The organism is Microcoleus sp. B3-A4 (assembly GCF_036705385.1).
Lineage (GTDB): Bacteria > Cyanobacteriota > Cyanobacteriia > Cyanobacteriales > Microcoleaceae > Microcoleus.
This window is the reverse complement of record NZ_JAUBUI010000006.1, coordinates 1-22879: the sequence shown is the minus strand read 5'-3', so window position 1 is coordinate 22879 and position 22879 is coordinate 1. Positions and strand designations below refer to the sequence as shown.

The following is a 22879-nucleotide window of genomic DNA, read 5'->3' as shown; positions in this document are numbered from 1 at the left end:
GAGGGTTGGGGTGGGGTAAAAAATTTACGACTCCTGCAAGGATTCCTATATCTAACACCAGTCAAAAAAACGGCAACTGTAGGCCAGTGATCCAAACCGTGCTAATAATCAGTCAGTCCCCATTCTAAAATCTAAAATCTAAAATAGAATAACGGCTCGCTTAGCCATCCTCCTTGAGCAATTAGCCATCCCCAAATTTATTTAAGATGGTGAACCAAATACATATCCAACTCGCCTTTATTTTTAGCATAAATTTTTCCTCGGTATTCGCATTCAAAAAACTCTTTAACTAATTCAAACGTTTCGTGAGAAATATTGATATTTCCAGGTACGCCGGAAGATTCCATCCGAGATGCAGTATTAACTGTATCTCCCCAGACATCATAGGAAAACTTTTTATTGCCAATTACCCCAGCAAGTATTGGGCCTGAATGAATGCCAATGCGGATATCCCAATAAGGAATATTTTGTTGAGCTTTCTGCAATTTTCGCAAATCCATGAACTGTCGAATTTCTAGGGCAGCAAGTACAGCGTCAAAGGCGTGTGTTGCGCGAGGCGTAGGAATTCCCGCCGCACACATATAGCTGTCGCCAATAGTCTTCAGTTTTTCCATAGAGTATTTATCCATCACGCGATCGAAATAAGAAAAACAATAATCTAGTTCATCAACCAACTCTCGCGGCGTCATTTTTTCAGATAACTCAGTAAAGCCTTTAAAGTCAGTAAATAAAACCGATACGTTATCATAATAAAGTGGTTCCACTTTGCCGTTATTTTTGAGTTCCTCGGCAATTTCCACCGGCAGCACGTTCAACAGTAGCCGATCGGATTTGTGCTTTTCGGCATCGAGTTCGGAATACAGGCTATTTATCTCTTTAAAACGTTCAGCATTGCGGATAGCTGAGGATAGTTGCAAAGCCAAAAGATAGCCAATTCGTAAATCTTCTTGAGTGTAAGCTCGTGGCTTGGTTGTGGCAAAATTAATTGTGCCTAAAACCTTACCTTCACTTTCCAAAGGAATGATAATTTGCGAAGCGTAGGGGGATAAAATAGCAGTAGCACCCGCTTCTTGAATTAATTGAGGTTGACGTGTGGTGAAAGCCTTGTGAATAGGCCCACCCTCTGGGAGGGCTCCAATATCTACAGGGATATGCCGGCCAAATAAGGTCATGCAAGTGTTAGTGCTGTGCAGGCAAACGCTACAGTGTTCAAAGTCTAGCAACCATTTGGCTTGCTTGCCTAGTACCCGCAAAATCTGGTTGAGATCGAGGGTGCGGTTAATGGCAGTGGCAACTTCGTTGACAGCGGAAATGCGGATGGAAAGCGCTTGAGCTTCTGCTAACAAACGGCGGGCTGTTAACAGAAGTTCTTCTCGATCTTGATCTTCTAGCCGATCGCCCATAATATGGGTATAAAATATAGATTACAAAGCATCTATTTCGAGGGCTATTGAATCAGTATATCGGTTGACAAAGCTAAACAAGTCTGCTGTCGCAATAATCTCAAAGATTTCTGAATCATCTAGCCCTAAATCCCGCAGGTTTTGGTAATCAGTTTCTGTCATCTCCAGGGGTTTTGTAGCAGCGAGCAAGCCAAAGGTAATTACGGCTTTATCACGTTTTGGCAAAGGGCAGTTGGCAAAGTCAGAAACTAGGGTTCGCAGGATTTCTTCGCTCATCCCCAAGGCTGACAATCCGTGCAGGTGAACTTGGAGAGCGTACTCGCTATTATTTGATTGGGAAATAGCGACGCCGACCATTTCTTTAAGCGTGCGGGGTAAGTCTCCTTGCAGAATGGTTCCCCGGAATTTTTTCCAATTTGCTTCTAATATGTCAGGGTTGATTGCCATTGACTTGAACAGGTTGGGGACGATGCCAAAACCCAAGTCTGTCAAGATTTCTTCGTACACTGCTTTGGCTTTAGGATCGGTAAGTTGCTCGTATTCTATAAGTGGAAAGTGTGTCATTGTTGTGTTGAAATTTACGGCAGTTAATTTTGGTTTGGATTTACGTATTTGTTATGTAACACCACTCAAAGGGCGATCTTACGAGCTATCTTGGCTTTAGTCGGATTGAGTGATGATGGAATGCACCGCTGTCAGCAAACCCCGAATCATGAAGATGAGTTAGCAACAAATCTGATTCTTGAGGCTGGATTAAACCTGTAATTATAGCAGTAACAGGAGCCCATACAATTCTGTTGCGATCGGGTTGTACGGCTAATTTTAGATTCTCCCAATGGTTGTTGTCAAGTATGGGCAATTCATCTGGGGCGACGGCGTGAAATCTTACCACAACTCTTGAATTAGAGATTGCTGTTCCGTTCGCTAATTTTTAGGCAAAAAACACTGTTCGATCGATCAATCGAACTCCACAAATGGCCACAATCTTATACTCCGTCGGGCGCACAGGGGAAAAAACAAAATGCTGTGCGATCGAGTTTATTGAATTAATCAGACACTCGATCGACAACCCCTGCCCCAGATAAGCTAGGCTAACGCCTGCGACTGGAGTTATTATGGGTAAACTGTAAACTTCTATCATTGTCGCTGCATTTGCTATGAACCCTGCCCTGACTCAATTTGGCGCTCAGATGTCCCACCTCACGGGAGTTCGGGCAATTATGAAAGATATTATTGAAACTCTCAGAGCCGGCAGCGGGCAGGAGTTTATCAATTTGAGCGCCGGAAATCCGGTGATTTTGCCGGAAGTCGAGCAGTTGTGGCGCGACTGCACTGCGGAACTCTTGGCGAGCCCGGAATACGGCGAGGTGGTTTGTCGCTACGGTTCCAGTCAAGGTTATCAGCCGTTGATCAATGCGGTTTTGGCGGATTTCAACCAGCGTTACGGATTGAATTTGACCGATCGCAATATCCTAATTACTCCCGGAAGTCAATCGATCTATTTCTACGCAGCCAACGCTTTCGGCGGCTACACCGCACCCCCCCCATCCCCCCCTTACCAAGGGGGGGCTAGGGGGGGTAGCCTTAAAAATATTGTTTTACCGCTGAGCCCAGACTACACCGGTTACGGCGGCGTTAGCTTGATTCCCGAAGCGGTAGTCGCCTGCAAACCCACCCTCGATATTGATGCGACTGCTCACAGGTTCAAATACCGCCCGGATTTCAGCCAACTGTCGATCGACCAAACCACCGGTTGCGTCATTTTTTCCCGTCCCTGCAACCCCACCGGCAACGTTCTCACCGACGACGAAGTTAAGAAAATTGCCGATTTAGCGGCCGCTTTCGACGTGCCGGTGTTAGTTGATTCCGCCTACGGTCCTCCGTTCCCGTCCTTGAATTTTACCGAAATGACGCCGATTTTTGGCGGCAATATCGTGCACTGTATGAGTTTGTCGAAAGCCGGATTGCCGGGAGAAAGAATCGGAATTGCGATCGGCGATGAAAAAATCATTCAAATATTAGAATGTTTTCAGACCAATATGTGCATTCATTCGCCGAGATACGGACAGGCGATCGCAACTCGTGCCATTACGTCCGGCGCTCTTGCCGACATCTCCATCAACGTAATTCGGCCGTACTATCAAAGTAAATTTGCGATCGTAGAAAGCACTCTAGAACAAGCAATGCCGAAGGATTTGCCGTGGTTCTTGCACCGGGGCGAAGGAGCAATTTTCGCGTGGTTGTGGCTCAAAGATTTGCCAATGACTGATTGGGAACTGTATCAAGAGTTGAAAAAAGTCGGCGTAATTGTCGTGCCGGGAAGTTCTTTCTTCCCTGGTTTGCGGGAAGATTGGCAGCACAAACATGAGTGTTTACGCATCAGTTTGACAGCAACAAATGATGAGATTGAAACTGCGATGAAACGCTTGGCTCAAATGGTGGAAAAGCTTTATCAGTCAGTTGACAGTTGACAGTTGACAGTTGACTGTTAACATTCCCCATACTTCGGGTACGCGGTTCCTGAGCGACTCGTGCTGAGCGTAGCCGGAGTAAGTCGAAGGGCAGTAAAAGTTACCAATTACCAATTACCCATGACCGCTGAACATGACTTCTTCCTTGGTCGATCGACTACCATTGAAATAACAATTAGCAGCGCGGTGAGTTATGGCAGTGCAATTAGTCAAAAGGTTGTTGACCGTAGAAGAATATCATTTAATGAGCAAAGCGGGTATTCTTTCCGAGGGCGATCGGGTTGAACTGATAGAAGGAGAACTTATCCAAATGGCAGCCATTGGAACTCGTCATGCTTCCTGTGTGAGACGATTCATCGGACTGTTCAGCGAAATTCCCAGAAACCGGGCTTTTCTGGATGTGCAAAACCCCATCCAGTTGAGCGAGCGAACCGAACCCCAACCTGATGTAGTATTGCTGCAACCCCGGGCTGATTACTATTCAACAGCACATCCAGTACCGTCAGAAGTTTTGCTGTTGATAGAAGTATCCGATAGCACGGTTGATTACGATCGAGATGTGAAAGTTCTGATTTACGCTCGATCGCTAATTCAAGAAGTCTGGCTGGTAGATATAGAGGCACAATGTTTAGAAGTTTACCGCCAGCCAACTCCTAATGGTTACAGTTTAATCCAAAAATTTTGGCGGGGTCAACAAGTTGCGTCGCTCGCCTTTCCTGATGTGGAAGTGAATATCGATTTCGTACTGGGATAGATTCGGATTATAGGTTATAGAAAACATTCCCAAGTCGCCATTTTTCAATTAAACCACCCGATAAACAAAACTCAAAGTTGCCCAAACATTCACATCCAAAGCCCAATCGTCCGTCGATATCCCCACTTTCTGCACCCCCGGAATGCTAGCGGCGTGCAAATCTTCGAGTACCGCCCGCGCCACATTTAAAGGATTCAACAACACTCGAATTGGCAGGGCATCCCTCGTTTGCTGCGTTTCGGCTTCTATTGCAGCCAGAGTTTGAGGCAAGGGACTCTCACTAAATATAATCACAATTTCTGCAAGTCCGATCTGCTCAGATACCGCCCACCCCATCGCCCCAGCCGCCGGTACGGTCGCATTCTCCCCAGGAGCGATCGCGCGCGACATTCCACCCACAGCCTCTTTGCCCTCAGCGCCGAGCACTGAAAGCCGTCCCCCGCTGTCCGAGCAAAACACCGCAAAGTAAACCGGGCGATCGCTGTCGTTATACAATCTGTAACAAACTCGGCTGCCTTCTGCTAAACTTAATATATGACCGCTTGCGGATTTCTCACTTTCCCCGCTCAGCGGTTCCAGCCGATAATCGCCGCCGGCCCGCACCGGCTCTCGCTGCGCCACAGCCCGCGCTTGCGGTGCCAGAGTTGCCAGAACCGCCCGCACCTTCAGGCGCGAAGACCCCTCATTGGCTGTCAGCCGCAGCAACTTCCCAGCCTGCAGCGCTTTCAACTGCGGAGTCAAGCGCTGCACCGCCACCTTAACTGCTTCTCCCCCGTCGCCCTGAGTATCGGGAATCAGCATTTGAGCCAAAGAAAACAAACCGTAACGGCTTTGTATCAAAGCAGGCTCGTGAGCCGAGACTGCTTCGGCTAAAGTTGTTTCCGGGACTCTGCCGAACCGGCAGTCAGCCAATTGCTCGCTGCCTACCGCCGAAACTTGTGGCACAGTCGCAAAGGCGCTGGTAGCGTCCACCCGCTCGATGCGTTCCAAACCCGAGTCCAAAGCTACTGTCAAACCGATGTTTCGCGGCAATACCCGAATTTCTTCCCTCACCAGTTCGCCGACTGTTAATTCGCCGTCTGTTTGAGCAGACCCATCTAAAACTTGGGCTTTAGCAGAGAGGCCCGTGCGTCCCCGCAGCAAAAGCCTCGCGCCCTCCGAGGAATCCACTGCAAACACAGAACCCCCTGAACACTCCAAAACCCCGGGCGACAACCCGCCCAGCCACAACTGCACAGTTTTGCCCCCCTCTTCCACCGCCGTCACAGCGCCGTCTGATGCAGGGGAATTGAAGATTAAATTTGAAAAATTCACCGTCGGCGCGGTTGTTAAATTGTGATTGAGAATTTGCGGTTGCTGCGATAACCCCGCGATTTGCTCGACAGTACCCGCCGCGCGGCTGAAACTGACGCTGAAGCTGCTAGCGGGAGTTGCCCACCACAAAGTTTGGGTGAGGGCGTAGGTAAACAAACCTGCGGTAAATCCGTTCCACTCTTGTTCGGCGGCAAGTGCGGAATTCGCGCCTGCGACAAGTACGGTGGCGTCCGGACGGAGATTTGGGCGGGAGCGGAGGTCTTCGGCAAACGTTAATTCTGCGAGGCTTGGCTCGCCGATGGTGGGGCGGGGGCGGGAGCGAATGCGAAAGTTGCCGTTTTTGGGGAAACCCGGATAGGTGTAGCTGGTGTCGAGGATGGCGATCGCATTTTCTGTCGCGAGCGATCGCATCAACAGCAACAGCGTTTCCTCTAAAATATCGTTCACCGCCCGGTTTGCTAACAACGGCAAAACATCATCCGCCGGCACCAAACTGTTTTGCATTTTTCCGGGAGACTCGCCCAAACTGACTCGGCTACCGCAGCCGCTAAAGTGAAAAACTACCACGTCACCGGGTTTTGCTTGTTGAGTCAAGTGAGTGACAAAAGCCGTCTCGATATTCTCCCTCGTAGCTTTAGCGTCAGTCAAAGTCAAAATGTCCGACGGCACAAACCCAAACCGATATATCAGCAGTTCCCGCTGCAATTCCACATCCGTGACGCAGCCGTGCAGGGGCGAGTCTGGATATTTGTCAACGCCCACCAACAAAGCCAATTTGCGGGCTGTCGGCTGGGCTAAGGCTTGGAGGTAGCGATCGCCCAATGGCAGCCACAGGGCCTCACTGATTCCGATGGCGGCCAGCACCCGGCCAGCTTGCTGCAAAAATTCCCGCCGCTTGAGTCCCATTTTTAAATAGCTTTGAATTTAATGTTTTGAATTTTCAGTTAAATTCCCCTGAATAATTTTAGGGGATTTAATTAGATTGTGAGTGTTTAGTATTAAGATAATTTTTAAGTCTTAACTTTTGAGTTTTAAGTTTAAAGTTCCCACTTTAAAACTCAAAACTCAAAATTCAAAACTCTTGAGAATGTCGCCCACACCAATGTTCAAGATCTAAATCTCGTAATTGAAAATATTCATTGCCTTGGCTAATTCTGCGGCAACTTCCGGCCGGGAAAACTGCGGTGGTGGCAATTTTCCAGCACGCAGCATTTCCCGCACTTTGGTTCCCGACAAATGCACCCGTTGTTCGGGAGTGCTGGGGCTTGTTTTAGTCGTAGCCATTTGTTCGGTCAGTGTGCAATAGAAAGCGTGCTCAAATTTCATCGGCACAATTCCCAATTCTGCAGGCTCAAATTCATCAAAAATATGTTGGGCATCGTAAGTGCCGTAATAATCGCCAACTCCAGCGTGATCGCGCCCCACGATAAAGTGAGTGCAGCCGTAGTTTTTGCGGATTAAAGCATGAAAAATTGCTTCTCGCGGCCCGGCGTAGCGCATCGCCGCCGGATTAATTGCCAAAATTACGCGATCTTTTGGATAGTATTTTTCTAGCAGAATTTCGTAGCAGCGCATCCGCACATCAGCCGGGATGTCGTCTTCTTTTGTCGTCCCGACTAGCGGGTGCAGAAACAAGCCGTCTACTGTTTCTAAGGCGCATTTTTGGATGTATTCGTGTGCCCGGTGAATGGGGTTTCGGGTTTGGAAACCGACTATGGTTTTCCATCCTTTTTCTTTGAACAGTATTCTCGATTTCGCCGGGTCAATTTGGTATTGGGGAAAGCGGACATCTAGTTCGCGTTCCAGCAGCCAAACATCGCCTGCGAGGTTAACGGGCCCGGATTTGTCTACTACTTGGACGCCCGGATGTTTGAGGTCGTCGGTGCGGTAGACGTTGAGGGCTTCTTCTTCTTTGCTGTAGTGGTATTTTTCTGCGAGTTCCAAAAGCCCGACAAATTCGCCCGCCGGCGAGTCGAGGCGCACTAAAGTGCCTTCTTTGAGGGTGTCGGCGACTGCTTCTGTTACCGAGAGGGTGATGGGAACCGACCAAGGGAGGCCGTTGGAGAGGCGCATTTGTTTGACGACCGATCGATAATCCGCTTCGTTCATGAACCCTTTGAGGGGACTCAGGGCGCCGATGGCGATCATTTGCAGGTCGGAGATCGATCGATCCGAAAGCTGGACTCGCGGCAATACTTCTGCTTTGTCGAAAAATTCTTGTCTTTGGTCTAGTGTGGCAATGCGGTTGACCAGGATGCCGCCGTGAGGGGCAATGCGGTCTGAATGCTGGCTCATGTCGATTTGAAGTTGTGGGTTTTAGCTGCCAGAATACATAGTATCAAGCGGTGGCTGCAAATCTACATTTTTTAATTGTTCTGGACTTGTGCAGAACGCTGCTTTTGTGGCGCTGTAATTCTTTAACTGTAAACTCGCGCGCTCAAAACTCTAAACTTTCCCCTCAATCGATTTTAGATTTTAGATTTTACATTGAAGCATTGACCCCACGGATAAATTCGGGGGGCAAGTTTCATCGGGTACACATTTTTTATTTCTGGACGGATGAATCTGGGGGCTTGTATCCTGGATGCTTTCCCGTCAAGTCTGGACTTGAAATTCTTCGGGATCTATTCCCCAATTTACCCAGCTAATCGCATCTTTAGCAGATCGCACTTTTGGCGGCACTCGCAAAGCGTGAAGGTGTCCCGTACTCGGACAAGTCATCTTTAACAAATAAATTGGCTCTATGTCTATATTATTCTTAATTTTCAACAAAGTATATTCTTGCCAAGTATCCAATTCAGTTGCTTGCAATTCTTGATAAATTATCGGATAACCGATCGCCTGAATTAAAACTCGCCGCACTTCGGCATTCTGTTCTGTTAACAGCCAGGAAGCTTGCCAAGACTGCGACGGAACTTGACCGATTGTTTCCGGCAGTCGGACGCCGCGATAAGAGTATACACTGAACTTGTCAGCAAATTCAACCGCTGGTTGACCTTCTGCGTGGAGCAAATATTCGTTGTCAAAATGAAGTTGGATCGGGCGATCGCACACAAAGCACATTTTCTCAAACGGGTAAATCCAGCCGCAGTTTTCCACTAAAGATTGAAAGGCTGAGTATAAAGGGCGATCGTACTCCAAATTTAACACGCCAATACAAAAATCCACCCAACTTCCGTGACAGGCTGACAGTTCGGAAACTATGCTGTTATTATGATAAGTCTGATCGATTTGGAATCTATGAAAGCTTTCGCCCAACTTCTTTGCTAATTTGACATAAAGTTCGTCTTTAACATGAAGGTGCAGTTGATTCATCAGTTGAGCGTACAGCGGATTATAGAGTTGGCTGTAAATTTGATTTTCCAGCTCCCTGCCGAGTTGACTTCTTAATATATCGTATAATTCATTATGAATTTTGTTTCTGATTTCACTTGCCGTTCCCAGACCAGAATCGCGTATCCTTAGCGGTTCAACTGCTTGCAAAGCTATGTAAGGGCTGTCACAGAAAATAATTTCCGGTTCAGGACAGCGGATGATGTTGTAGGCGGTGTTGATGGCCGCTGTCGCTTGCGGGCGATCGATCGGTTTTATCGAAAGTCCAATTTCTCGCCACTTCTCGCGATAAATCGGAATTAACGCTGTTTGTTCGGGAGTAATTGCGATCATTTGTACAGCTAGATTATTGGATTTGCGGTCAAAGTTTTTCGGCTTCGCATCCGGTTAAAAAGTATCAGTAAGTTTGTAATAACAACAGAATTTTACCTGCCAACCTATTTTATTAGAGTAGTCAAATTATTGGTATAAATTAACGATTTTTTGCAAAACTCCTAAAATCATAGGAACATTATCTAGACAATAAACATCACTATCAATAATTAAATTATTTCCTTCTAATTTAAGAAACCGCCAGACAACGCCAGTAGTTACGCAGCCAAATACTGCTGGTATGGAATTGTGTTCGCGTTTGTTAAATAGCTGAGCCGCTACCATTTGTGCTGCACACTGTGGCAGACAAGATTCTATTTCTCCGCCTTTCGTTTCTCGCAATGCAAAAACCGGAACTTTAATTTCAAAATCAAACGGAACAGAAGACATTATAAAGTCGCATTCCCCATTCAATCCCAGCTCAGCATCTACATCAAATGACCAACCAGAAAAAATAGAAAATTGTCTCTGGTTCCTTTCTCTAAATTCTAACAGTATAGGAGAAATAATCCGTTCCGAACGTTCTTTTGCAGTAGTAACAGCAGTGTTAGAACTAATTTCGAGGGTTCTCCAAAGCCATTCGGAGGGTTCTACAGGAACAACCTTGGCACTCAAAATAGGGCTGAGTGATAGCTCCAATCCAAATCGCTCTTTTAATTGTTGGAAAGTAAAGGATTTGTAAGACATACTTCTCAGATAAGTCGGTGAAACTCTAGATTACTTGGAGATAGAAAGCGAGTTGATAAACGCTAAACTCCCTTGTAGAGCAACCATTGCAGAATTTTGTCAACCTCTCTTTTCTTCGTTCTTCTCTATTCCCTCGCACTTCAACCTCAATCCGTTAGTTAAATCCGTTACAGAATCCGTTGCCGAACTTCCTTCTAAACATTCAACCACTCAAGGAGTACCCTAGGAGCCGGCAACAAAATCATTAACAAAAGCCCGATCGCCAACAACCCCAAGAAATCCCGGCGATTATCCAATTCGCTGACATCATTCAGCGCTGGTTCGTCGTTTAGTGGCGTGAAAAACAAAATAATCGCCCACAGCAGCAAACCCTGTTCCAAAAAAGAAAGCAGCAGCATACAAAGCCTAGCAAATTGCCCGATCGCCATACTCGCTCGCTGGCCGAACATCGCGTGTACAATGTGCCCGCCGTCGAGTTGTCCCACCGGCATCAAATTAAACGCCGTCACGATCAAACCCAAATAACCCGCCACCGCTACCGGATGCAAATCGATCGCAGTTTCCGCATTCAAAGCACCGCCCAAGGTTAACTTGCTCAACAAAGTCATCAACAGCGAAAAACTGGGTTTGAAAGACTCAAAATTTAACATTCCCGACTTGTCAGACAGCGGTACAATAGTCGAATGATTCAAACCCCAAATTAATAATGGCACTGTCGCCACTAAACCCGCAAGGGGCCCGGCAATGCTAACATCAAATAAAGCTCGGCGGTTGGGAATTGGACTCCGTATTTGAATGAAAGCCCCAAAAGTTCCTAAGAAAAAAGGAATCGGGATAAAATAAGGCAAAGTCGTGCGAATTTTGTAGAATCGGGCAGCTAAATAGTGGCCGGATTCGTGAATTGCTAAAATTGTAATTAGAGCCAGCGAGTAAGACAAACCCTGGAGCAATATTGACGGGTTGGACTGCAAAGCTTGTTCAGTAACTCCGGCAAGTCGCGCCCCGACAAGTGTAGTCGTAAACACCGTGATCAGCAGCAAAGCTAATGCAAAAAATGGCCTGGTTACAGATTCGGTTTTGACAGGAGTTTCCCCTGATTGGTGGCTGGGATTGGGAACTATAGCAAAAAAAGGTTGACCGCTCAAGCTGTTTTGAAATACTACTAAAAAGCGATCGCCAAAAAGCCTCTCCACATTCTCCCGAATCGCCTGATAAGCCGCCTCTGGGTTCGTCCGCAACTGTCCGCGACAAATTACAGCCTGCGGTCGAAATTCCAAATCTCGCAGAAAGTAAATTGACCAAGGAAAACAATCGCGCAAACTCGCTTCTTCCGCTGCATCGATCGGGCGCACGGGCGGTTTTGGCTTTACAGGTTCAGTCGCAGAGTTTGCTACCTGCTCTGCTGTTTCGGGGGTAATTTTCTTGCGCCCCAACTGTACCAAAAACCAATACAAAAAAGGGCAAACCAGAAAAGGTATAATTACCAACTCCGGCGGTACAGTTTTGCTGGTACCGTAAACTAAAATCCAACCAGTCCAAATCAGCGCAGGCGCCATCATTACCAGCCACAGCAGCCATATCGGAGTCCTGGTGATGCGGCTGGTGCCGTTCTGCAACAAGTAGTACGATATCAGCCCCAATACGGACAACCATAGTAAAAAGAACATAATATTTATCCCATTCCCTTCTGAAATACTTCCTTGAAACAACAGAGTTTAGTCTCCAAACAACCCAGGCCCGTGCTCGACAATATCCTTGCTTTCCCGCCTAACCGGGAAACTCTGGGTGCAACAGCCTATTTCATTGTAGAAAACCAAACTAACATCCTGGTGGATTGTCCCGCTTGGGATGAGATTAACCAAACATTTTTGCGGGAACACGGCGGCGTGCGACTGCTGTTTCTCACCCACCGCGGCGCTATCGCCAAGGCGCGGGAGATTCAGGAAGCCACGGGGTGCGAGATCCTGATTCAAGAGCAGGAAGCTTATTTACTGCCGGGTTTGAAGGTGACGGTTTTTGAGCGAGAATTTGTTGTGAGCGATCGAATGAAAGCATTTTGGACTCCTGGCCATTCTCCTGGTTCCTCTTGCCTTTATCATAGTGGCAGCGGTGGAGTGCTGTTTTCGGGTAGGCACTTGCTCCCCAACCGAGAAGCCACTCCAGTACCGCTGTGGACGGCAAAAACTTTTCACTGGCCCAGGCAAATTAACAGCGTGAAGTCAATTATCGATCGATTTTCACCGGAAACTTTAGAGTATATTTGTCCCGGTGCAAATACTGGTTTTTTGCGGGGAAAAGGATCGATCGATCGAGCTTTTGAGCAATTAGCCAATCTAGATTTAGCCGTTTGTTTGCAGTCAAAACCTGAACCATAAATGTATGCTGCAACATCAAAAAATGATCTGACGCGCTAATTATAGCGGTAAGGTGCGCCCTTACGCACCCTACATTATTTTTCAGTCTCTTAGAGAGGAAGTTCGTTGGTGAAGTAGCGGTTGAAACCGCCGATTCTTACCTTGGAAAAAACTGTGGAAAAAACCGAAAAACAAAAAATGCTCGCCGGCGAATTGTATTTAGCTGCTGATGAGCAATTAATTTTAGAGCGCCAGCGAGCCCGCCGCCTCGCCAGAACCTACAATTCTACCCGCGAAGACGAACCAGACAAACGGTTAGAAATTATCGCAGAATTGTTCGGTGCAGTTGGCCCAAAAGTTGAAATCGAGCCACCTTTCTACTGCGACTACGGCAGCAATATTTATGCGGGAAACGGATTGTACATGAATTTTGGTTGCGTGATTCTCGACTGCAATCGAGTTAACATTGGCGAAAATTTACTGTGCGGGCCCTACGTGCAAATTTACACCGCTCTTCACCCCACAGACCCGGAAATAAGGCTTTCTGGCCAAGAACTCGCCGCTGAAATTAATATTGGCAATAATGTTTGGATTGGCGGCGGCAGTATTATTTGTCCAGGAGTGACTATTGGCGACAATAGCACGATCGGCGCAGGCAGTGTTGTGGTCAAAGATATTCCCGCAAACGTCGTGGCGGCGGGGAATCCTTGCCGAATCATCCGGCATCTACCTTGATGTGGTACGATCGACAGAATCGTGCGATCGGCTCCTTGGAGCTTAACCAAAAAATTTTAGGTTTAGAACAGGCGGTTTGAGATTTTTCACGTAAAATCCCCGAAAAAAACCGTGCGATAAATCTAAAATCTCAAATCTAAAATCGCTTAATATCAAATCCGTTAGCATCGGAATAGTAAATTCGAGTTCACTGTTGACTGTTCACTGTTCACTGTTCACGGCGTCAACAGTCAACAGTCAACAGTCAACATCATTCCGGTGTAACCGGAAATGATATAATTTCTCGTTCCCGGTTTCCACACTACCAAGCTTTTCTTATGACGACTGCAACAGTTTATCCCAACGCTCCCGATCTCTGCACCGACGACTACATAGCAGTCGGTGTAGCTACCTGCTTCATCAAAGAAGAAGGCGAAGTTTTTGAAGTGCAAGTAATCGAAGCTATTCCCTCAGCAGCTTTAGAAGCAATTGTGAAGGGAATTCCCACATCCTATTTAATGATTTGCGGGACGACTTTGGGAGCACTGCTCGACGGCGAAACACCCAAAATGTTGCCAGAATTCCCTACCTCAGCTCAGTTTAGCGAAGAATTTGCCTTTCGGGCGATCGCCGCTGCCCGCACTTACAAAATCCGCCCCCAAGCTCAACTTCACATTCCCTTGGGAACAGTTCGCAAGGACTTTACTTATTCCTTAGAACGTAAAAGGGTACTCAACTCCGAGCGCGTCATTCGCACTGAAGACAATGTGAAACAGCACGAACACACTCACAAGGTTCTTTAAACAAATCCCGCAACTGGGGCAATTTAACAGTGCCTCAGCCAGCGGATGCACCGAAAATAGTTCCGAGTTTTGAGATGTAATATGAATTCCGGTTGCACTCCTCAATTTGATTTTTGACCGAAAGCATCCAGGATACAAGCTCCCGGATTCATCCGTGGAGAAATAAAAAACCTGTATCTGATGAAACTTGCCCCCCGAATTTATCCGGGGGCTCAATGCTTCAATCTAAAATCTAAAATCTAAAATCGATTGACTGTTGACTAAAATCATGATTTACGGCCAACTGACTGTTGGGATTTGTGAAAAATACCGAGGCAACCGGAAACGATGTAAATTAAAGATTTAACAAGTTTCTAGTTCATTAATGGAGGCAATATTTTTAATATTTAGTTATTAAGACAAACACCAAACATCTCAATGTATGGTTCGCATTACTCACATCACCTAATCAACATACATTATTAACGACTGTTAAGAAAAATCTTAAGTTGTTAATGAAAAGTTTTAATTCATCAAAAAAATGGTAGAATATTATTCCAGTTTAACAAGGTGAGCCGGCCGGCGGGAAAAAATTAAAAAATCCCGCAATTATTGAAGGCTAGTAGTTTCAGACTACTGGTATGCGGGCGAGTACATCGCAGGTGAGCTAAGGATTTCAATCTCACAAATTGGTCAAACCATGCGAAGCTTTGCGAGAGTAAAGTGGTGGAAATTAACTCGACTATTGCCAGCGGAATTAAAGGGCGAATACCATCTTGGGTACAAAACTGCGCTCTTAATTTTGGGCGGAACAATTCTGGCAGCTAGTATCACTGGTTGGATCAGCTATCAAAGCGTTCGTCGCTTGATTATCACCAAAAGCGAGCGAAATGCTTTGTTAGAAGTTAGGGAGCGCGCCAACAAGATCGATCGCTGGCTCGGCACTAGAAAGGCTGAGATCGAAATCCTCGCCCACACTCCTCCGGTTCGTTCGATGAATTGGTCAGTGGCAGAGCCTTATTTAAAATCGGAAGTAAATCGACTGCAAGAATTCGAGCATTTCGCATTAATTGATCCCGACGGTTCTTATTTCACCACAAAAGTGGGCAGAGCGTTGATTAATGTGAGCGACCGCCAACACTTTAAAAAGGCAATGGCTGGGGAAGTCTATGTTTCCGACCCTACCATTTCTCGCACGCTCAAAGGACAAAGTATTGTTCCCATTTCGGCTCCGGTGTGGTCAAGTTCGGCAAATTCTCTTGATAAAAAAGCACAAAAGCCGATCGGAGTAATGAACGGCGTCATTAGCATCGACCGAATTGCCGAAGTAGTAGGAAAGCTGGAATATGGGGCAGGAACTTACGCTTTTGTTCTCAATTCTCAAGGAGTGCCGATTGTGCATCCCGACGCTCGGTTAATAGGAAATATCGACAAGCCGGCTCCGAGTCTTTTAGAGTCCGCAGACGCTAATTTGGCGAATGTAGCCCGGGAGATGGTTTATCAAAAAACGGGCATTTCGCTCACTAAAATCAAGGACGCCAAAGTTTATGTGGCTTATCTTCCTTTAGAACAAGCTGAATGGTCGATCGCCCTCGTAATTCCCCGCGACAATCTCGAAAAAGAACTCCTTCCTTTCAAGATACTAGCAGTAGCAGCCGGCGTACTTGCCGCCGCAGCTATTTTCGCAGCAATTGTGGCGCTCAAGCTGTTTGCCCTAAATTGCATTCGCAGTCGCACAGAAGGCCTTCTCCGCCGCTTGACCGGCCGCATTCGCGCTTCCTTGCACCTCGATCGCATCCTCCAAACTACAGTAGATGAACTCGGTACTTTACTGAAGCTCGATCGAGCAATTTTCGCATGGTACGATCCCCGACAAGATACTTTAGAATTTGGCTGGGAATATTGCCGGGAAGGTTTGCCGGCGCGCTTGGGAATCTTTGGTGTTCCAGGAGGGCCATCTGGAGATTTAGCTGCACGGCTTCACCGCTGCGAAACGATACTGCTACATAAAACGGCCGCCCCTGATGCCACATCGTCTGAGGAACACGCCTATATCGAACTCACAAATAGTCACTACGCAGCAGTACCCGTACTAACTCAGAATCATCGGCTTGGATATCTGTTCGCCTGTGCAAATCGGCGGTTTGGGACTCCCGACGAGGTGGAAGTTTTGGAAGCAATTGCAGACTCGCTGGCGATCGCAATTTCCCAATCCCAACTCCACGGGCAAATTCAAGAAGAACTCAAACTGTTGGAAGAAGTATTAGCCAAACTCAGAATCACCGAAGAGCATTTAGTACAAAGCGAAAAAATGACAATTATCGGTCAACTAGCCGCCGAAGTGGCCCAGGAAATTAATAACCCGATTAACTTTATTTACGGTCGCCTGATTCACGTTAACGATTATATCAAAGATTTGCTCAATATAATTCGCCTCTATCGCGAACAATATCCCGAGCCTGTGCCGCCAATTGCCAAAGAAATAGAGGCCTGCGACCTAGATTTTATCAGCGAAGAGTTGCCGCAAATTCTCAACCTTTTGAAAATAGGAGCCGATCGCATTCGCCAGATAGTCCTTGCTTTGCGGAAATTTTCGCTTCCTGACGAGCCCAACAAAGAACACGCCAACCTAAATGAAAGCATCGACAATATTTTGCTGTTGCTAGAAGGCCGGCTGGAGCAAAAAATATTAGTAGTCAAGGAGTACCACAACTTGCCGCCCATTTTGTGTTATCCCGGTCAACTGAGCCAGGTATTCGCGAGTCTCCTCAGCACTGCTATTGATGCTCTTAAGAGTATTGAAAACTCCGCTCAAATTATTACAATTAAAACAGATATTGTCGAGGGTTATCCAGGCAGGTTTATTGCAGTATCGATCGCCCACAACGGCTCCCGAATTCCACCAGAAACTCAACATAGAATATTTGACCAGTTTGGCCATACTAAATCATTTAAAAATTTTACAGCATTGGACTTGTCAGTTTGTTATAAAATTATTGTAGAATTGCACGGCGGCAGCATTACAGTTGAATCTCCAGTGCAATCTCAAATTAAATCTCAAACTGGGGGCGGTGCTGAGTTTATGGTGAAATTGCCGATCGTTTGATATCGCATCTTGCCGCCAGGGAAGCCCGTTGCAAATCTTGCCAGCAAGCTGAGCGAAAAGCTTAATTTGGCTTCGCAGTCAAGACTTTAGTCCTCATAAAACAGAGGGCTGAAGTCCTCACTCCAAACCTAACGATCATTTGTTAACCCAAATTGCTATGATAGGATTAGGGAAATAATAAAGGTGCAACCACAGCAAACAACCAACCTCCCATTACCAAGACTTCCGCCACAATTAATAAAATATTTTTGTTCATTTTTAAATTAAGCATTTTTACATTAAGAGCGATCGACCAAAGAGCGAATTTTCTTCCACCAAGCCGCAGGCGAATCTTCCGGGCGATATGCGGCATCAAACATCGACAAAATTAGCGGCAAACCCCCCACCTTCGCACTCATCAACAAGTGCATTGCCAGACAAAACACCAATACCACCCAACCAGAAGCGTGTAAATAATACCAAACCTGCGTCAATTCCCCAGCCGGCAGCCATTCTTCCTTAACCATACTCCCAGAAGCGATCGCCCAAGTCAGTGCCAGCAACATCAACGTATTCACAATCCGGTGCAAACTGTACCACCAAATAGGTTTTCCCAATTGCGTTAGTCTCGCAAAAGAATCCGGCTGCACCAAAAGTTTTTGACCTGCGTGGAAACTGTACAATGCAAAAGCCGGCATTATTCCTAACAGCAACATCTTGCCAAAAGTGCCGTGAATCCCGATAATATCCGCAATCCGAGGCACGGGGACTTGGCCAAACCGCCCATCGTAGGTGTTGTAAACCAGAAATGCGCTCAAAATTGCTAAAAGGGCGATCGCAGCGTTAACCCCATGCAGTAACCTGAGCAGCAATGGCTGGTACGGTCTAGATTGCGGCATAGTCGATTCTGCTACTTCATAAATAATCTTTTACACAATACAGCTAAGCGCTGATTTTTTCAACTTTCGCCAATTGTGAAATAAATGTGAGTCAAAAATTAATATATTATGATAATAACGCAATTATATCAAAATTTAGTGTAAACTAAAACAGTCAAGAGTAACAGTTTATTTATAACACCTAACACTTTACAAAAATGGATGCAGCCACTACCATATTACTTTCCTTGGGACTAGCAGCAGATGCTTTTGCTGTTGCTGTTTCGAGCGGTTTAGCAATCAAACACATGAAGGTCAATAAAGCTTTAAAAATCGCCTTATTTTTCGGAGGGTTTCAAGCTTTAATGCCCGTCATAGGATGGCTCATCGGTCTTAGTTTTAGTTTTTTGATAACACCGATCGACCATTGGATAGCTTTTGGGCTGTTGAGTTTCATTGGCGGGAGAATGATTTACGAATCGCTGCAAAGCGAAGAATGCGAGAAAAAGTTCAATCCCTTAGATACAGGGACTTTGATAACGCTGTCGGTGGCGACGAGTATCGATGCCCTCGCAGTTGGCCTCGGATTTGCTGTCCTGAAAGATTCTATTGCTCCTGCGGTGACTGCGATCGGATTTATTACTTTCTTTTTAGCCTTTGCAGGCGTGTTTATCGGGCACAAGTGCGGCAACTTGTTTGCTAATAAAATTGAGATATTGGGCGGAGCAATTTTGATTTTTATTGGCAGCAGAATCTTGTTTCTGCACTTGACAGAAGTGCCATTAGTTATCGGTCATTAATTATGAGTCAGCAGTCATCAGTCGAACATTGACATCAGAGTCTCTGGTGACTCCAATGCCCACTTCCCAAAAAATGCTATAACAGCAATATTGCGTTAAAGGATAAAAATTCCGTGCTGAAACTTTACGGCGGAGCCCGCAGCAGGGCCTCAATTGTCAAGTGGTATCTAGAAGAAATAGGAGTTCCCTACGAATTCGTCATGCTGGATATGCAAGCAGGGGCACACTTGCAGCCAGAGTATCTCGAAATTAACCCGATCGGCAAAGTACCCGCGATCGCCGACGGAGATTTTAAACTTTGGGAATCCGGCGCAATTCTGCTTTATTTAGCTCAAAAATATGGTAAAATGCCAGACACTTTGGAGCAGCAAGCTCAAATCGTGCAGTGGGTGACGTTTGCTAACGCTACGTTGGGGCCGGGAATATTTACAGAAGCAACTCGCGATCGCGAAACTCCCAAGTTGTTAAAACCGTTAAATGAAATCTTCGAGAAACAGCCGTTTTTAATGGGTGAGGAATTCGGCGTCGCTGACGCAGCAGTCGGGTCAATTTTAGCCTACATTCCGATGATGCTAAAACTAGACCTCAGTGCTTATCCGGCTGTTGTAGATTACATCAAGCGGATCTCAGAAAGACCGGCATTCAAAAGTGCGATCGGCGGTAGCTGAAGCCAGAAAGAAGAACGAAACAAAACTTAACATCTAAAAGCAGGGGCAATTCTGGAATTGCCCCTGCTTTTATTAAAATCAAACTTATCTAAATCCGACAGCGGCCTGCCAAACAAAAGCCAGCAGCAAGAAAAATACGGGAATGACCGGCAAAACATTAACCAAAGGCTCAAAAATCGAATAAGCTTCGGGCAGTTTTGCTAAGAGTAATGCAGCTTCCATGAATCAACCTACCTATCCAACAGAATTTTCATAATTGTCGCATATCTTTACCCCAGGCAATCATGATTGATCGACTCTCGGTGCAAGCCAGTGGGCAAACTCTTCAGTAAATCGATCGGCAAAAATCGCCTCCCGCATCCTCCCAGTAAAGCGAATTAACTCCGTCACATTGTGAATCGCCAGCAAAGTATACCCCAGCACTTCGTTAGCCCGCGCCAAATGGGCCAAATAAGCGCGACTGAATTTTTGGCAGGTATAACAAGGACAAGACTCATCCAGCGGAGCAAAATCCTCCCGGAACCGAGCATTTTTCAAACTCCAGCGTTCCCCACCAACAAAAGCCGTCCCGTGGCGGGCCAGCCGAGTCGGAATCACGCAGTCAAACATATCTACGCCACTCGCCACCGCCAGCGCCATTTCCCGATAAGTCCCAATCCCCATCAAATAACGCGGTTTATTTGCCGGCAACAGAGGCGCAGTCACCTTTACAATCTCTGCGATCAAATCCCCCGATTCCCCCACACTAACGCCGCCGATGGCGTAGCCTGGTAAATCCAAATCTACCAACTGGTTCGCCGCGCGCGATCGCAAATCTGGGAAAACACCCCCCTGGACGATGCCGAACAAAGCTTGATCCGGGCGCGAGTGAGCTTGAATGCAGCGTTGCAGCCAGCGGTAAGTGCGATTTGTGGCTGCCTCCACCTCCTCCCGCGTAGCGGGGTAAGGGGGACACTCGTCAAAGGCCATAATCACATCAGCGCCCAACTCATTCTGAATTTCGATCGATCGTTCCGGCGTCAAATTAATCATGCGGCCATCGCGGGGAGAGCGAAAAGTCACCCCATTCTCAGAAATAGTCCGCATTTGGCTCAAGCTAAACACCTGAAAGCCACCCGAATCCGTCAGCATCGGGCCTGGCCAAGCCATAAATTTGTGCAATCCTCCAGCGCCTGCGACAATCGCTTCCCCCGGCTGCAAATGCAAGTGATAAGTATTTGCCAAAACCATTTGAGAACCCGCCGCCTCAAGATGTGCAGGTGTCAAAGTTTTGACATTAGCTAGCGTCCCCACTGGCATAAATTTAGGCGTTTCCACAACACCGTGGGGAGTGGCAAAAACCCCTGCACGGGCTTGGGTATGGCTGCAATTAGCCTGACATTTAAAAGAAAATTTCGCCTTGTCCTCAGTCATTAGTCCCCGATGCTCGTTAACCGCTACTCGGCCGTCCGTGTTATTTAATCTATTGTTGTTGACATCGCGACAAAAAAAACCATGACCCCGCCCAAAAACGGAGACAAGTTTCCGACAATCGTCGTGGAGGGCAAAAAATTTTAGACCTTAGTTCTACCTCCCAGATTCTAAAGCTGCGAGTAAATCTAAAATCTAAAATCTAAAATCTAAAATCGACTGACTGACCATTAAAAGGGGGAATCATCATCATCCAATTGCAGATCCCAGTTGCCTGAGAGTACCTGATCGACAACCGCATCCAAAGCCGCAGCATTTAAATTCCGGGCGAATTGCTCTTGCAAAGGATTGGAGAGAGGAATTAACCGCAACTGCCGTCCATCTTGAATCAGGTCAAAATAAGCACCATCTTCAGGGGACTGTTTAAGTTCCAGGTAATCAAAACTATAGACGTTCAAATAAAGCGCATGATTGGCAATCAGGGTAGAACGGTGGGGGTTGGCGAAGACTTCGAGCACATAACCTTCCCCCTCGCTATAAATCTCGCCATCTTGTATGTGAAGGTAGCGGACACGTCCTAAATCAAACAGCAATCTTTTGATATCGCGTTTGTTGACGACAATCCCTGTATCGATGATGCAAGGAGCAACTACCCTGTTATTCAATTGATCGTGACTCATGTAGTAAAAGCCTCTGTTGTAGTATTTTCCCGTCTTGAACATCAGGGAGTTAGCTAGAATTCTTGGGAAGGGAAACGCGGATCTTGAGTTTAGTCATTTTAGATAGGGAGCTTTGGGATCGCTGCCGACAAAGGTTTTCCGGGGAAAAGAGCGGGCGACAGGAGGAATGCTCGATCCAAAAAACTAGGGTGTTACAGTCCAATTCTGGCACACGCTAATCGATTGACAACTGCATACCAGATGAAAAATTTTCTATCTTATGGTGCATGATAAATGGGTTCGCTCTACGATCGGCTTTTTCCGGAATCAAGGCGCTGCCATCGCAGCCGCAGTCGCTTTTTATACTTGTTTGCCGGTACCGGTGTCTTGGACTTTGGAGTTTCGGGGCATTGCCCGCTTGGCACCGGCGATCGGGCTTTTGATTGGGGGGATGGTGGGACTGGCGGATGTTGGGTTGCAGTTGTTGGGAATGCCTGCTCTGACTCGATCTGCCTTGGTGGTAGTCTTGGGCATCGCCGTGACTGGCGGGCTGCACTTAGATGGGGCAATGGACGCGGCGGACGGGCTGGCTGTACCCGATCCTGTGCGTCGGCTGGAAGTCATGCGGGACAGCGTTACAGGAGCCTTTGGGGCGATGGCTGCGATCGCGATCGTGCTGCTGAAAACTGCCGCTCTCTCGGACTTGAATAACTATCGGTGCCTGGCTTTGATGGGTGTGGCCGGTTGGGGAAGGTGGGCCCAACTGGTGGCGATCGCCCGCTATCCCTATCTCCGGGCCGAGGGTAAGGGAGCTTTTCACAAAGAATCGATTTATTCTCCTTTTGATTTTATCCCCGGAGTGCTGTTGCTGCTGAGTTTGAGCGTGGTGCAAGTTGTCTTGGAGGGCGATCGGTGGCTGTTGGCGGTGGGGATGGCTTTGGGGGGAAGTGCGATCGGAATTTTTGCCGGAGCCTGGTTTAACCACCGTTTGGGCGGCCACACGGGCGATACTTACGGTGCCGTAGTAGAGTGGACGGAGGCTTTGTTGCTGTGTCTTTTGGCAGCTCTGGAAGGGTAAGTTATGCCATGTTGCCATAGTTTTAGTGAAGACTTTAGTCCAATGGCACTGAAAAAGTGAACTCAAAAAAATCTGTAAGGCAATATATATATAGATCATTGCCTTACAAACACAAAA

Annotated in this window: 21 protein-coding genes; 9 read left to right on the top strand and 12 right to left on the bottom strand. The window is 46.9% G+C overall.

What is annotated here, in order from left to right; genetic code table 11:
• Positions 1–197: 197 nt before the first annotated feature.
• The 3 genes from QUB33_RS04780 to QUB33_RS04770 all read right to left on the bottom strand — a co-directional run bounded on the left by QUB33_RS04780 (position 198) and on the right by QUB33_RS04770 (position 2295).
• Positions 198–1403, bottom strand: coding sequence for an adenylate/guanylate cyclase domain-containing protein (locus QUB33_RS04780; RefSeq protein ID WP_333347965.1), 1206 nt, complete (start codon positions 1401–1403; stop codon positions 198–200).
• A 21-nt stretch (positions 1404–1424) separates the two neighbouring features.
• Positions 1425–1967 (bottom strand): peroxidase-related enzyme, encoded by a 543-nt coding sequence (locus QUB33_RS04775; RefSeq protein ID WP_333347962.1) that lies wholly within the window; start codon positions 1965–1967, stop codon positions 1425–1427.
• A gap of 85 nt (positions 1968–2052) precedes the next feature.
• On the bottom strand, positions 2053–2295 hold the full coding sequence (locus tag QUB33_RS04770) for a hypothetical protein (RefSeq protein WP_333347959.1): 243 nt from the start codon (positions 2293–2295) through the stop codon (positions 2053–2055).
• Positions 2296–2560: 265 nt separating this feature from the next.
• Between QUB33_RS04770 and QUB33_RS04765 the strand changes: the two genes are divergently transcribed.
• Positions 2561–3874, top strand: coding sequence for a valine--pyruvate transaminase (locus tag QUB33_RS04765; protein ID WP_333347956.1), 1314 nt, complete (start codon positions 2561–2563; stop codon positions 3872–3874).
• A gap of 193 nt (positions 3875–4067) precedes the next feature.
• A complete protein-coding gene (locus QUB33_RS04760) occupies positions 4068–4628 on the top strand; it encodes a Uma2 family endonuclease (protein ID WP_333347953.1) in 561 nt (186 codons plus the stop codon).
• A 48-nt stretch (positions 4629–4676) separates the two neighbouring features.
• Here the strand turns inward: QUB33_RS04760 and QUB33_RS04755 are convergent, their stop codons facing one another.
• The 5 genes from QUB33_RS04755 to QUB33_RS04735 form a co-directional block, all read right to left on the bottom strand.
• Positions 4677–6848, bottom strand: coding sequence for a caspase family protein (locus QUB33_RS04755; RefSeq protein WP_333347951.1), 2172 nt, complete (start codon positions 6846–6848; stop codon positions 4677–4679).
• 207 nt (positions 6849–7055) lie between these two features.
• Positions 7056–8237, bottom strand: a complete 1182-nt coding sequence (gene sat, locus QUB33_RS04750; protein ID WP_333347948.1) for a sulfate adenylyltransferase — start codon at positions 8235–8237, stop codon at positions 7056–7058.
• 300 nt (positions 8238–8537) lie between these two features.
• The gene (locus QUB33_RS04745) at positions 8538–9608 is read right to left on the bottom strand and encodes a DUF6745 domain-containing protein (protein WP_333347944.1); all 1071 of its coding nucleotides are present in this window, start codon (positions 9606–9608) and stop codon (positions 8538–8540) included.
• Between the two features lie 126 nt (positions 9609–9734).
• Positions 9735–10334, bottom strand: a complete 600-nt coding sequence (locus QUB33_RS04740) for a hypothetical protein (RefSeq protein WP_333347942.1) — start codon at positions 10332–10334, stop codon at positions 9735–9737.
• 194 nt (positions 10335–10528) lie between these two features.
• Positions 10529–12001 carry a site-2 protease family protein gene (locus QUB33_RS04735; RefSeq protein WP_333347938.1) on the bottom strand — a complete coding sequence of 491 codons (1473 nt, stop codon included), beginning with the start codon at positions 11999–12001 and terminating at the stop codon, positions 10529–10531.
• A gap of 33 nt (positions 12002–12034) precedes the next feature.
• Here QUB33_RS04735 and QUB33_RS04730 point away from each other — a divergent pair, with 33 nt between their 5' ends.
• The 4 genes from QUB33_RS04730 to QUB33_RS04715 all read left to right on the top strand — a co-directional run bounded on the left by QUB33_RS04730 (position 12035) and on the right by QUB33_RS04715 (position 17290).
• Positions 12035–12709 (top strand): MBL fold metallo-hydrolase, encoded by a 675-nt coding sequence (locus QUB33_RS04730; protein ID WP_333347935.1) that lies wholly within the window; start codon positions 12035–12037, stop codon positions 12707–12709.
• Between the two features lie 153 nt (positions 12710–12862).
• Entirely contained in the window at positions 12863–13423 is a 561-nt protein-coding gene (locus QUB33_RS04725) for a sugar O-acetyltransferase (RefSeq protein ID WP_333347933.1), read from the top strand.
• A 317-nt stretch (positions 13424–13740) separates the two neighbouring features.
• Complete coding sequence (locus QUB33_RS04720) at positions 13741–14205, top strand: hypothetical protein (RefSeq protein ID WP_333347930.1); 465 nt, start codon at positions 13741–13743, stop codon at positions 14203–14205.
• 679 nt (positions 14206–14884) lie between these two features.
• Positions 14885–17290, top strand: coding sequence for a cache domain-containing protein (locus QUB33_RS04715; protein WP_333347924.1), 2406 nt, complete (start codon positions 14885–14887; stop codon positions 17288–17290).
• Between the two features lie 278 nt (positions 17291–17568).
• Here QUB33_RS04715 and QUB33_RS04710 read toward each other — a convergent pair whose 3' ends face one another.
• Positions 17569–18168, bottom strand: coding sequence for a cytochrome b/b6 domain-containing protein (locus tag QUB33_RS04710; protein WP_333347921.1), 600 nt, complete (start codon positions 18166–18168; stop codon positions 17569–17571).
• 197 nt (positions 18169–18365) lie between these two features.
• Here QUB33_RS04710 and QUB33_RS04705 point away from each other — a divergent pair, with 197 nt between their 5' ends.
• Together QUB33_RS04705 and QUB33_RS04700 are read left to right on the top strand one after the other, a co-directional pair.
• Positions 18366–18947, top strand: a complete 582-nt coding sequence (locus QUB33_RS04705; RefSeq protein WP_333347919.1) for a manganese efflux pump MntP family protein — start codon at positions 18366–18368, stop codon at positions 18945–18947.
• Between the two features lie 113 nt (positions 18948–19060).
• Positions 19061–19615, top strand: coding sequence for a glutathione S-transferase family protein (locus QUB33_RS04700; protein ID WP_333347916.1), 555 nt, complete (start codon positions 19061–19063; stop codon positions 19613–19615).
• Between the two features lie 84 nt (positions 19616–19699).
• On the opposite strand, the gene QUB33_RS04695 is transcribed toward QUB33_RS04700, so the two are convergent.
• The 3 genes from QUB33_RS04695 to QUB33_RS04685 all read right to left on the bottom strand — a co-directional run bounded on the left by QUB33_RS04695 (position 19700) and on the right by QUB33_RS04685 (position 21705).
• Positions 19700–19837 (bottom strand): photosystem II reaction center protein K, encoded by a 138-nt coding sequence (locus tag QUB33_RS04695; RefSeq protein WP_006634808.1) that lies wholly within the window; start codon positions 19835–19837, stop codon positions 19700–19702.
• Positions 19838–19897: 60 nt separating this feature from the next.
• Positions 19898–21028 (bottom strand): tRNA guanosine(34) transglycosylase Tgt, encoded by a 1131-nt coding sequence (gene tgt, locus QUB33_RS04690; protein ID WP_333347913.1) that lies wholly within the window; start codon positions 21026–21028, stop codon positions 19898–19900.
• 227 nt (positions 21029–21255) lie between these two features.
• Entirely contained in the window at positions 21256–21705 is a 450-nt protein-coding gene (locus QUB33_RS04685) for a hypothetical protein (RefSeq protein ID WP_190662161.1), read from the bottom strand.
• A 259-nt stretch (positions 21706–21964) separates the two neighbouring features.
• Here QUB33_RS04685 and cobS point away from each other — a divergent pair, with 259 nt between their 5' ends.
• Positions 21965–22762, top strand: a complete 798-nt coding sequence (gene cobS / locus QUB33_RS04680; protein WP_333347910.1) for an adenosylcobinamide-GDP ribazoletransferase — start codon at positions 21965–21967, stop codon at positions 22760–22762.
• The last annotated feature ends 117 nt before the right edge of the window (positions 22763–22879 follow it).